The organism is Cupriavidus sp. 05T313, from assembly GCF_056396665.1.
This window is the reverse complement of the sequence record NZ_JBFTLX010000073.1, coordinates 22,373-34,048: the sequence shown is the minus strand read 5'-3', so window position 1 is coordinate 34,048 and position 11,676 is coordinate 22,373. Positions and strand designations below refer to the sequence as shown.

General features: G+C 66.0%; 10 protein-coding genes. 7 read left to right on the top strand and 3 right to left on the bottom strand.

Annotated elements, in window-relative coordinates; all coding sequences use genetic code 11:
• The 4 genes from AC1DKD_RS17690 to AC1DKD_RS17675 form a co-directional block, all read left to right on the top strand.
• A partial coding sequence (locus AC1DKD_RS17690; RefSeq protein WP_477143523.1) for an MFS transporter occupies nt 1-1,363 on the top strand: 1,363 nt, incomplete at its 5' end.
• A 66-nt stretch (nt 1,364-1,429) separates the two neighbouring features.
• Nucleotides 1,430-2,149, top strand: coding sequence for a glutathione S-transferase C-terminal domain-containing protein (locus AC1DKD_RS17685; RefSeq protein ID WP_441627331.1), 720 nt, complete (start codon nt 1,430-1,432; stop codon nt 2,147-2,149).
• A 129-nt stretch (nt 2,150-2,278) separates the two neighbouring features.
• A complete protein-coding gene (gene aroC / locus AC1DKD_RS17680; protein WP_477143522.1) occupies nt 2,279-3,397 on the top strand; it encodes a chorismate synthase in 1,119 nt (372 codons plus the stop codon).
• Nucleotide 3,398: 1 nt separating this feature from the next.
• Nucleotides 3,399-4,607 carry an MFS transporter gene (locus AC1DKD_RS17675; RefSeq protein WP_441627327.1) on the top strand — a complete coding sequence of 403 codons (1,209 nt, stop codon included), beginning with the start codon at nt 3,399-3,401 and terminating at the stop codon, nt 4,605-4,607.
• A 28-nt stretch (nt 4,608-4,635) separates the two neighbouring features.
• On the opposite strand, the gene AC1DKD_RS17670 is transcribed toward AC1DKD_RS17675, so the two are convergent.
• Together AC1DKD_RS17670 and AC1DKD_RS17665 are read right to left on the bottom strand one after the other, a co-directional pair.
• Complete coding sequence (locus AC1DKD_RS17670; protein WP_477111037.1) at nt 4,636-5,742, bottom strand: NAD(P)/FAD-dependent oxidoreductase; 1,107 nt, start codon at nt 5,740-5,742, stop codon at nt 4,636-4,638.
• 101 nt (nt 5,743-5,843) lie between these two features.
• Nucleotides 5,844-6,542 carry a FadR/GntR family transcriptional regulator gene (locus AC1DKD_RS17665; protein WP_477111036.1) on the bottom strand — a complete coding sequence of 233 codons (699 nt, stop codon included), beginning with the start codon at nt 6,540-6,542 and terminating at the stop codon, nt 5,844-5,846.
• Nucleotides 6,543-6,884: 342 nt separating this feature from the next.
• Between AC1DKD_RS17665 and AC1DKD_RS17660 the strand changes: the two genes are divergently transcribed.
• Nucleotides 6,885-7,796, top strand: coding sequence for a flagellar brake protein (locus tag AC1DKD_RS17660; RefSeq protein ID WP_441627321.1), 912 nt, complete (start codon nt 6,885-6,887; stop codon nt 7,794-7,796).
• Nucleotides 7,797-7,995: 199 nt separating this feature from the next.
• A complete protein-coding gene (locus AC1DKD_RS17655) occupies nt 7,996-8,478 on the top strand; it encodes a hypothetical protein (protein ID WP_477111035.1) in 483 nt (160 codons plus the stop codon).
• Nucleotides 8,479-8,536: 58 nt separating this feature from the next.
• Here AC1DKD_RS17655 and AC1DKD_RS17650 read toward each other — a convergent pair whose 3' ends face one another.
• Nucleotides 8,537-10,222, bottom strand: a complete 1,686-nt coding sequence (locus AC1DKD_RS17650; protein WP_441627317.1) for an electron transfer flavoprotein-ubiquinone oxidoreductase — start codon at nt 10,220-10,222, stop codon at nt 8,537-8,539.
• 346 nt (nt 10,223-10,568) lie between these two features.
• Here AC1DKD_RS17650 and AC1DKD_RS17645 point away from each other — a divergent pair, with 346 nt between their 5' ends.
• Nucleotides 10,569-11,354, top strand: a complete 786-nt coding sequence (locus AC1DKD_RS17645; protein ID WP_045240045.1) for an SDR family oxidoreductase — start codon at nt 10,569-10,571, stop codon at nt 11,352-11,354.
• Nucleotides 11,355-11,676 lie beyond the last annotated feature (322 nt).

The following is an 11,676-nucleotide window of genomic DNA, read 5'->3' as shown; positions in this document are numbered from 1 at the left end:
CGGGCCGTTCTACGTCGGGGCCGCGTGCGTGGTGCTGGCGCTGGCCGGGCGGCTGGTGTCGGCGCGGGTGCCGCATTCGCCGGCGCCGCAGCCGGACCTGCGCATCAACTGGAATCCGTTCACGGAGACCTGGCGCAACCTCAAGCTGGCCCATGGCAACCGCACAGTATTCCTGAGCCTGCTGGGCATTTCGTGGCTCTGGTTCCTTGGCGCCACGTTCCTGACCTCCTTTTTCGGCTTTGCCAAGGACGTGCTGGGCGGCGACCAGAATGTGGTGACGCTGCTGCTGGCGGTGTTCTCGCTCGGCATCGGCACCGGCTCGCTGCTGTGCGAGCGGCTGTCCGGGCGCCACGTCGAGATCGGCCTGGTGCCGTTCGGCTCCATCGGCATGACAGTGTTCGCGGTCGATCTCTTCCTGGCCAGCAACGGCGAGCAGCACGCCGAACTGTCCGGGCTCGCCGGCTTTGCCGCCGACCCGCGCCATTGGCGCGTGCTGGCCGACCTGTTCCTGCTGGCGATGTTCGGCGGCTTCTACAGTGTGCCGCTGTACGCGCTGATCCAGAGCCGCTGCGCGCCCACCCACCGGGCCCGCATCATTGCCGCCAACAACATCCTCAACAGCTTTTTCATGATCGGCTCCTCGCTGCTGGCGGTGGTGCTGACCCAGGCCGGCTTCAGCATTCCGCAATTGTTCCTGGTGGTCGGGCTGCTGAACGCGCTGGTGGCCATCTACATCTACAGCCTGGTGCCGGAATTCCTGCTGCGCTTCATCGCCTGGATCCTGGTGCACACGGTGTACCGCCTGCAGCGCGTGAATTCCGACCGCATCCCGGCCGAAGGCCCCGCGGTGCTGGTGTGCAATCACGTGAGCTTTGCCGATGCGGTAGTGCTGATGGCCGCGAGCCCGCGGCCGGTGCGTTTCCTGATGGACCACAACATCTTCAAGGTGCCGCTGATGTCGTGGTTCTTCCGCCAGGCCAAGGCGATCCCGATCGCGCCCGCGTACGAAGACCCGCAGATGCTGGAGCGTGCCTACGACGAAGTCGCGCGCGCGCTTTCGGARGGCGACCTGGTCTGTATCTTCCCTGAAGGCAAGATCACCGCCACCGGCGACATCAACCCCTTCAAGCAGGGCGTTCAGCAGATCATCCGGCGTACGCCGGTGCCGGTCGTGCCGATGGCGCTGCGCGGGCTGTGGGGCAGCTTCTTCTCCCGCAAGGGTGGCTCGGCCATGTCCCGCCCGTTCCGGCGCGGCATTCTCAACCGGCTCGAGCTGGTGGTGGGTGAGCCGATCGCGCCGGAGCTGGCTACGCCGGAGAGCCTGCAGCAGGTGGTGCAGGGCTTGCGTGGCGAGTGGCGCTAGGGCGCTAGCGTAGTGCCCGCAGCGGCGGGTATCCCCGATGTCGCCGAGCCAAAGGAGTCGGCAACCATGATCACGCTCTACACCTTTGGGCCGGCATTCGGCCTGCCCGATGCCAGCCCCTTTGTCACCAAGGCCGACCTGCTGCTCAGGCTCGCGGGCCTGCCGTACCGTGCCGAGCGTGGCGGCCTGCGGCGCGCGCCCAAGGGCAAGCTGCCCTATCTCGACGACGCGGGCCGCGTGGTGGCCGATTCCACGCTGATCCGGTGGCACCTGGAGAAGACCTACCACATCGACTTCAATGAAGGGCTGACGCCCGCCCAGCGTGGCACCGCCTGGGCGGTGGAAAAGATGCTGGAAGACAACTTCTACTGGGCAGTGGCCGACGCGCGCTGGAACCATGACGCCAATTTCGCGCGGGGTCCGGCAACTTTCTTCCGGTCCGTGCCCTGGCCGCTGCGCGGGCTGGCGATCCGTTTTGTGCGCTCCAAGATCCGTCGCATCCTGTGGACGCAGGGGCTTGGCCGCCACAGCCCGGCCGACCTGGCCGCCATCGCCAGCCGGGACGTGGCGGCGGTGGCCGACGTGCTGGGCGAGCAACCCTTCCTGATGGGCGACAAGCCATGCGGCGCCGATGCCACCGTCTTTGCGTTCATGGCGGGTGCGCTGTGCCCCTTGTTCGAGACACCGATCCGCACGGCCGCCGAGTCCCATCCCAACCTGGTGGCCTACGTGGCACGCATGCGGGAGCGGTACTACCCGGACCTGGCTCCTGTACGGACGGCCTGATGCGGGCCTGAGGGCACCACCTGAAGACCGGGCGACGCATCCCGGTGCGGCCTGGCGGGGCCGGACGGGCCGCAAAAGCCTTACAATGTAGCCCGTTCCCCAATTCTCACGCCCTCCGCGGTTTCCATCATGTCCGGCAACACTCTCGGCCTGCTCTTCACTGTCACCACTTTCGGCGAATCGCACGGGCCGGCCATCGGCGCGGTGGTGGACGGCTGCCCGCCGGGCATGGAACTCACCGAAGCCGATATCCAGATCGACCTGGACCGCCGCAAGCCCGGCACCTCGCGCCATGTCACGCAGCGCCAGGAAGCCGACCAGGTCGAGATCCTGTCCGGCGTGTTCGAGGGCAAGACCACCGGCACGCCAATCTGCCTGCTGATCCGCAATACCGACCAGCGCAGCAAGGACTACGGCAATATCGTCGAGACCTYCCGGCCCGGCCACGCCGATTACACCTACTGGCAGAAGTACGGCATCCGCGACTATCGTGGCGGCGGCCGTTCGTCGGCGCGCCTGACGGCGCCGGTGGTGGCGGCGGCGGCGGTCGCCAAGAAATGGCTGCGCGAGCAATACGGCACCGAAATCCGGGGCTATATGTCGCAACTGGGCGAGATTCGCGTGCCGTTCGTGGACTGGGCGGAAGTACCGCGGAATCCCTTCTTCGCCCCCAACGCGGAGATCGTGCCGGAACTGGAAACCTATATGGACACGCTGCGGCGCGACGGCGATTCCGTCGGCGCGCGGATCGAGGTAGTGGCCAGCAACGTGCCGGTGGGCCTGGGCGAGCCGCTGTTCGACAAGCTCGATGCCGACATCGCGCACGCGATGATGGGCATCAATGCCGTCAAGGGCGTGGAGATCGGCGCGGGATTTGAAAGCGTCAGCCAGCGCGGCAGCGTGCATGGCGATTCACTCAGCGCGGAAGGATTCCGCGGCAACAACGCCGGCGGCGTGCTGGGCGGCATTTCGACCGGGCAGGACGTGACAGTCTCGCTGGCGATCAAGCCGACCTCCAGTATCCGCACGCCGCGCGAATCCATCGACAAGGCCGGCCAGCCCGCCACGGTGGAGACCTTCGGCCGCCACGATCCCTGCGTGGGCATCCGCGCCACCCCGATCGCCGAAGCCATGCTGGCGCTGGTGCTGATCGATCACGCGCTGCGCCATCGCGCCCAGTGCGGCGATGTCAAGGTCGATACTCCGCGCATCCCCGCCCAGTCACCGCAGTCCGGCCAGTCGCGCTGAGTTGGCGCAGGCGGAACCACACGCCCACGCCCTCGGCGGCGGGCGCGTCGCCGAGACGCGTTTTGGCCTCTTTTACCTCGGCTACTACGGCTATGTCGGCGTTATCTCGCCCTATGTAAGCCTGTTTTTCGCCGGGCGCGGTTTTTCCCCGGTACAGATCGGCGTACTGATGGCCTGCTTCCAGGTCAGCCGCATCGTCGGCCCGTATTTCTGGGGCTGGCTGTCGGACGTGATGCATACGCGGGTGCGCCTGCTGCGCCTGGCCGCCGTCACGGCCTTGCTCGCTTTCCTGATGGTGCCTGGCGTGACCAGCTACGGCGGGATGATGGCGATGATGATCGGGCTGAACCTGATCACCAGCGCCATGTCGCCGCTGGGCGACGCGCTCACGATTTCCACGCTGCGCCGCCATGGCGCCTTCGATCACCGCTACGGGCGCATCCGCATGTTCGGCTCGGCCGGCTTCATTGCGGCCGTGCTGCTGGGCGGGGCGCTGTTCGAGCGTTTCGGCATGGAGGCGTTCCCGTGGCTGGCGAGCACCATGCTGGCGCTGTTCCTGGTGGTGGTGTTCGGCATGCGCGATGCGCCGGACGATGGGCCGCGCGTCAAGCCGCCGCCGGCGCTGCCCTTGCTGCGCCGTCCCGACGTGGTCTGGTTCTTCGGCTCGGCCTTCCTGATGATGTTCGCCCACGCCGCGCTGTATGTGTTCTATTCGCTGTACCTGGAGCAGCTTGGCTACAGCAAGTTCGCCATCGGCGTGATGTGGACCATCGGCGTGGTCGCCGAGATTGTCTTCTTTTTCTACCAGGGCCGGATGTTCGGCAGCGTCCCGCTGCGGACCATCCTGACCGGTACCTTCGTGCTGGCCGCGGTGCGCTTCGGCCTGACCGGCTACCTGGCGGAGCTGTCGTGGCTGATGGCGCTGGTGCAGGTACTGCACGCGGCCACCTTCGGCGCGCATCACAGCGCCAGCCTCAAGCGCCTGCAACGCTGGTTCGCCGGCCCGCTGCAGGGCCGCGGACAGGCGCTTTACACCGGCCTTTCCTATGGTCTTGGCGGCACCTGCGGCGGGTTGGCGATGGGCTGGACCTGGAAGGCGCTGGGTCCGGCCCACACCTTCGGGCTGGCCGCGCTGGCGGCGGCCGGCGGTGCGCTGTGCGCGTTCATGACGTTCCGCACGGAAGCTGCCTCCGACGCTGCCGCGCGGTGACGCAGGCCGGATTGCGCACGCGCTCGCCTCAGAGCAGGCTTGCGACGCGCTCGGCCAGCGCCAGCGACGAGGTCAGCCCTGGCGACTCGATGCCGAACAGGTTGACCAGCCCGGGTACGCCATGCGTAGCCGGACCATCGATGCGGAAATCCGCCGCCGGCTCGCCGGGTCCGCTGATCTTGGGGCGGATGCCCGCATAGCCCGGCTGCAGTGCGCCGTCGGCCAGTCCCGGCCAGTAATTCCGGACTTCGCCGTAGAAGCTGTCGGCATCCGCGGGATCCACGCCGTACTCGATCTCGTCGATCCATCGCACATTGGGGCCGAAGCGCGCCTGGCCGCCCAGGTCGATGGTCAGGTGCACGCCCAGTCCGGCGGCCTCCGGCACCGGGTAGATCAGCCGGGAGAAGGGCGCGCGCCCGGCCAGCGTGAAATAGCAGCCCTTGGCGTAATACTGCGGCGGGATGTGCGCGGCGGGCATGCCCGCGATGCTGCGCGCCAGCGCCGGTGCCGTGAGCCCGGCCGAGTTGATCACGGTACGGGCCAGCAGCGTGGTGCCGGCCGCTTCGCCCTGGCCGCCTACGTCAAGCCGGATGCCATTCGCCGTGACGGCGCCGCGCGCCACCGGCGATTGCACCGCCAGCATGGCGCCGGCATTCTCCGCATCACCCAGCAGGGCCAGCATCAGGCCGTGGCTGTCGACAATGCCGGTCGAGGGCGAAAGCAGGGCGGCACGGCATTGCAGGTTCGGCTCCAGCGCCTGTGCCTCGGCCTGGCTGAGCAGCTGCAGGTCGTGCACGCCATTGGCCGCGGCCTTGGCCCGGATGCCTTCCAGCGTGGCCACCTGGGCCTCGGTGGTGGCGACGATCAGCTTGCCGCAGCGCTGGTGGTTGATATGGTGCGAGGCGCAGTACTCGTACAGCATGGATTTGCCGCGGACGCACATCTCTGCCTTGAGCGATCCGGCCGGATAGTAGATACCGGCATGGATCACTTCGCTGTTGCGCGCGCTGGTAATGGTGCCGAAGGCATTTTCCGCTTCCAGGATGATGACCTCGCGGCCCTGCAAGGCCAACTGCCGCGCCACTGCCAAGCCGACCACGCCGGCGCCGATTACCACGCAATCTACTTGTTCCATTGTGTTCCTCTGCTGCTGCGGCTGACGCCTGCCATGTCATGCGAGCCGCGGTTCCCGGATAGTGTCGTGCCGCTTGGCGGCGTGCGCTTGCCGCGCAAGCTTCAGTTCAAGGCCAGCCCCATGCGCCTCGCTGCCGCGCTGAGATGCCGGCGTGCCGCCTGGCGTGCGGCGCCGGGGTTGCCGGCGGCAATGGCTTCGACCAGCGCGGCGTGTTCGCCGTCCGCGCCTTGCGAGCCGCCGCGAAAGCGCGCGGCGTTTTCCCAGGCCGTTTGACGCGCCGCCAGCATGTGCTGGCCGACGAAATCGGTCAGGCCGGTTAAGCACGGGTTGTGCGCGGCCTGYGCAATCGCATGGTGGAACGCCACATCGGCCGCCGCGGCGCTGGCGAAATCGTCCGCATGTCGGCCCATGGCGGCCAGTGCGGCCTGAATGGCTTGCAAGTCTTCCCCCGTGCGGCGCCGGGCGGCCATTTCGGCGCAGGCGCATTCCACCACCATGCGCAGTTCGAATAGCTGGGCCGGGGTCGGGCCGCCCTGCGGCGCCGTGGCCAAGCGCCACACCTGGCCGCCTGGCGTTTCCGATACGTACGCACCCGAGCCCTTGCGCGTGATCAGCAGGCCTTCCGCCTTCAGTTGCGCGATGGCCTCGCGGACGATCGGGCGGCTCACGCCAAAGGTCTCGCCCAAGGCCGCTTCGGCCGGGAGGCGGGCGCCGGCGGCGAAGCGGCCAGCCGCAATGTCGGCGCGCAGGGCGTCGGCGATGCGGGCGGCAAGCGAGGCGGGGCGGGTCAGAATGGTCATCAGTAAATCTGTAAGGCTGTCAGACAGATTGTGGGGAGAGTTTGCGAGGAAAGCGGGATGGCGTCAAGGATCGCCGGATCGCGATGTCAGGAATCGACCTTAAGGTTTTACGGAACTGGCCGATAAAAAGCCAGGTGAGAAGCGCTATTCACCTTGGACATCGCGGTGAACGTCGGCCTGGACATGGGTACGCGCGTTGCCGTCCGCCCCCTGGGGCGTTTCGGCGAGGCCAGGCGACGCGATATGCGCTGAGCGCCTCGCCGGGTGGTGGCTGCGGGACACGTTCCCGTGGCCACCGTTGGATCTGCCACGCCTGTAGCCTGGGCGTCACTGCTGCCTGCCATGATTGCACTTACCCCTAACGATCTCCCGGTCGGGCAGCCCTTGCCCTGGTCCTTGTTGGACGAGGCGGGAAACCTCGTGCTCGGCAGCGGTAGCGTGATCCCCGAGGATCGCGATGTCGCCCTGGTCTTCCGGCACGGTACGGTGTGCCGGCCCGATAGCGAGCCGGGCGAACTGGAAGATGGCGGCCGGCCCGCCACTGCCGGGCCGCTTGGCCTGCAGGTTGGCACGCTGTTGCAGGTCAAGGCGCCGGGCCAGACGGGCCGCGCCGCCGCCAGCCGGTTGATCGGCTTTGTCGAGCAGGGCCTGTTTGTGACGTGGCCACAGCTCGGCGGCAAGGAATTGCAGGTCCAGGCCGGCGCCACGGTGCTATTGCGCGGCTTTTCCGGCCATGCGATCCTCAGCTTCGAATCAACCGTGACTGCGATCTGTCGCAGTCCCTTCCGCTATCTGGTGTTGTCTGCGCCGGCCGAGTCGCAGCAGCTTCCGGTGCGCACAGCCACCCGCGTGCCGACCCGCCTGGCCGCCTACCTGGTCGATCCCGGGAGCACGGCGAACGACACCCTGCAGGCCGACGGGGCTGCCCCGCAGGCAGGACCGAGCCCCCGCCTGCCGGCCAGGCTGGTGCTGCTGACCGACCTGAGTACCGGCGGCGCGCAGATCCAGATTGCCGGGCCGGTGCCGGCGCCGGGTACATCGGTACGCTTGTGCTTTCATCTGCGCACTGCGGCGCTGGACAGCGAGATCATGGTCGACGGCCTGGTGCGCAACCCGTTGCCCGCCGAGAGCGATACAGAGTTCCCCTCATTCGGCGTTGCTTTCGATGTGCTCGGTGAGCGGGAGTTGACGCTGCTTCAGTGCTTTATCTACGAACAGTTGCTGGCAAGTGCCAGCATGCAGGTTTCTACCTGATGTCCTGTGCCTGCTTGCTATCGGCAGYGGGGGGAAGGACGCTGCCGTGACGGTCGCGCTCATTCCGGCGTTTGGAGCTAATCTTCTAGCGCCAGCCTTGCCCCGCGCGCTCGGGCCGTCTCTACTGTCCCCTGCAATGAAAAGCGGTTATTGCGGCCGCTTGTCCCGATCAGACCCATCACGATGACGAGGAGACATCATGAAGCGGAGCCCTCGCTTCGGCGCCAGCCTTTGCGCGTCCATTTCGGCTTGCCTGCTTGCGGTTGCCGTGCCCGCCACGGCCAATGCCATGAATGGACTTGGCCAGTCCCGTGCATTCTCGGCGGAAGAACGTTTGCTTGGGTTAGACGTCCGGTCTAGCGAAAGACCGGATAACAGCCTCGCCCGCGGCAGCGAGTTCCGTCCTGATCCGGACGGGGCCGGAGTGGGCCTGCTGGCGATGTCTCCCCTGGAAGTCGCCTCGGTCACCGCTATCGGCAAGCCAGGTCCCGATGGTGGCGTATCGGGCGTGGTGCTGGCGTTGATCGACGGCATCGGGCAGGTGCCGCTCGCCGGCCCGGCGCTGATTACCTTGATCGCCGGCGTGGCCGACGTGATCGGTTGGTGTCAGGACGTGCCAGACAGCAAGCCGCATTATCACGATTCGCTGGCATTGCCCGCGACATCGAGCCCGCAAGCCTGAACAGGCAAAAAAAACGGCACCGAATCGGGTGCCGTTTCCTATTGCCCTTGGGGCGAGCTTACATGCCTACGTAGTTCGGGCCGCCACCGCCTTCCGGTGTCACCCATACGATATTCTGCGTGGGATCCTTGATGTCGCAGGTCTTGCAGTGCACGCAGTTCTGCGCATTGATCTGCAGGCGTTCCTTGCCATCGTCGTTCTGCACGAACTCGTAGACGCCAGCCGGGCAGTAACGGCTTTCGGGGCCGGCAAACTTGTCCCAGTTGACGTTGACGGGCACGCTGGCGTCTTTCAGCGTCAGGTGGGCCGGCTGGTTTTCCTCGTGATTGGTGTTGCTGATGAACACCGAACTGAGGCGGTCGAAGGTCAGCTTGCCGTCCGGCTTGGGATAGACGATCTGCTGGCACTCGGCGGCCGGCTTGAGGTAGACGTGGTCCGGCTTCTCGCGGTGGATGGTCCAGGGCGGGTTGCGGATGCCGAGCTTGGGCAGCAGCCATTGCTCGATACCGGTCATCAGGGTGGCGGTGGTGCGCCCCTTCTTGAACCACTGCTTGAAGTTCTTCGCCTGCAGCAGTTCCTTGTGCAGCCAGCTGTTTTCGAAGGCGGTCGGGTATGCCGTCAGTTCGTCATGCTGGCGGCCGGCCTGCAAGGCGTCGTACGCGGCCTCGGCGGCCATCATGCCGGTCTTGATGGCGGCATGGCTGCCCTTGATGCGCGAGGCGTTCAGGTAGCCCGCGTCGCAGCCTACCAGGGCGCCGCCCGGGAATACGGTCTTGGGCAGCGACAGCAGGCCGCCGGCCGTGATGGCGCGGGCGCCGTAGCTGATGCGCTTGCCGCCTTCAAAATACTTGCGGATCTCAGGGTGGGTCTTGAAGCGCTGGAATTCCTCGAAGGGCGACAGCCACGGGTTGGTGTAGTCCAGGCCGACCACGAAGCCCACCGCGACCTTGTTGTCTTCCATGTGGTACAGGAAGGAGCCACCGTAGGTGGCCGGGTCCAGCGGCCAGCCGGCCGTGTGCACCACCAGGCCGGGCTGGTGCTTGGCGGGATCGATCTCCCACAATTCTTTGAGGCCGATGCCGTAGCTCTGCGGATCCTTGCCCGCATCGAGCCTGAACTGCGAAATCACCTGCTTGCCCAGGTGTCCGCGCGAGCCCTCGGCGAAGATGGTGTACTTGGCATGCAGTTCCATGCCGAGCTGGAAGTTCTCGGTGGGCTCGCCTTCCTTGTTGATGCCCATATTGCCGGTGGCCACGCCCTTGACCGAGCCATCGTCGTTGTAGAGCACTTCGGCGGCCGGGAAGCCGGGGAAGATTTCCACGCCCAGCGCTTCGGCCTGCTGGCTCAGCCAGCGCGTGAAGTTGGACAGGCTGATGATGTAGTTGCCGTGGTTGTGGAAACATTCCGGCAGCAGGGCGGACGGGGTTGCCTTGGAACCGGTTTCGTTGAGGAACAGGAATTTGTCTTCAGCGACCGGCTGGTTCAGCGGCGCGCCAAGTTCCTTCCAGTTCGGGAACAACTCATTCAGTGCACGCGGGTCCATGATGGCGCCGGACAGGATGTGGGCGCCGGGTTCGGAGCCTTTTTCCAGCACGCATACGTTGACTTCGTTGCCTTTCTCCTGCGCGAGCTGCTTCAGGCGGATGGCGGTTGCCAGGCCGGCGGGGCCGCCGCCGACGATGACAACGTCGTATTCCATGGCCTCGCGGGGGCCGTACTGCTCCAGGAGCTGTTGCTGATTCATTGTCTCTAACCCTCTATTCTTGGCAACTTGCGCGCAATTGTGGGAAATGCCGTGTTCGGTGGTACCGGGGATGCGATGATCGGGGGAAACCGGGGGGCAAGGGCGGGGCGCAGAAGGCGCCGATCGTGCCGGCCTGCGTGTTTTTCCTCTTTCCCTTTATAGCCCGAGTTCTTAGAATCTCCGGCATTGTCCGGGACTCGCCATGGTCAGGCAAGATTTTTTTTGGAACGACCGTTCTTTTTTTTGATATGCTGCCTTCCATTTGAGCCAGGCAGTTTCGTGAGGAGCACCCCGTAGCCGTGGCCATGGCAGGCGGCGCGGGGGGCTCCCGAACATCGAGGTCAATATGGGTTTGTCGATCAATCTGGAAGGCAAGGTCGCGCTGGTAACAGGCGCTTCGAGCGGTCTGGGCACGCGGTTTGCCCACGTCCTGGCCTCGGCTGGCGCCAAGGTGATACTGGCGTCGCGGCGGACCGAGCGGCTCAAGGAACTGCGTGCCGCGATCGAAGCCGAGGGGGGCAGCGCCCATGTGGTGCAGCTGGACGTGACCGACCACGACAGCATCCGCTCCGCGGTGGCGCATGCCGAGACCGAGGCGGGTGCGATCGATATCCTGGTCAATAACTCGGGGGTTTCCACCACGCAGCGCCTCACCGACGTAACCCCTGACGATTTCGATTTTGTCTTCGATACCAATACCCGGGGTGCCTTTTTCGTGGCCCAGGAAGTGGCCAAGCGTATGATCGCGCGCTCCAAGGGAGCCGAGAAAAACGGCAATCCGCTGCCGCAGTCGCGCATCGTCAACATTGCATCGGTGGCCGGGCTCAAGGTGCTGTCGCAGATCGGCGTGTACTGCATGAGCAAGGCCTCGGTGGTGCATATGACCAAGGCGATGGCGCTGGAATGGGCGCGCCACGGCATCAACGTCAATGCGATCTGCCCCGGCTATATCGATACCGACATCAATCACCACCACTGGGACACCGATGCGGGCCAGAAACTGATCCAGATGCTGCCGCGCAAGCGCGTGGGCAAGCCCGAGGACCTGGACGGCCTGCTGCTGCTGCTGGCGTCCGACCAGTCCGCATTCATCAACGGCGCGATCATCACGGCCGACGACGGCATGGTGTAACCGAGGTCAACGGCGGCGGGCTACACGCCCGCTCGCCCCGGCAAACTGGTTCTGCCACGCACCATAAGTGCGGGCAGGCATGCGGTTCGCTGTCCCTGGGCTTATCCGGTCCCCTTGGGCGCGACGCGCATCGGCGGCTTGCCGGATTGCCCGTTACCGACAGGCCGCGCGAGCCCCGGCCGGGCACATGGGCGCCATGTCCAGCCGATGCCGGGTTGCGGGACCAAGCAAAAGTTCCCGCACGCTCCACAGTCTTGGCATAATCCGCCATGTCTTGAGATTAAGTCTTTACATAATTCAAAGAATATCCGCCTGCGGCCAG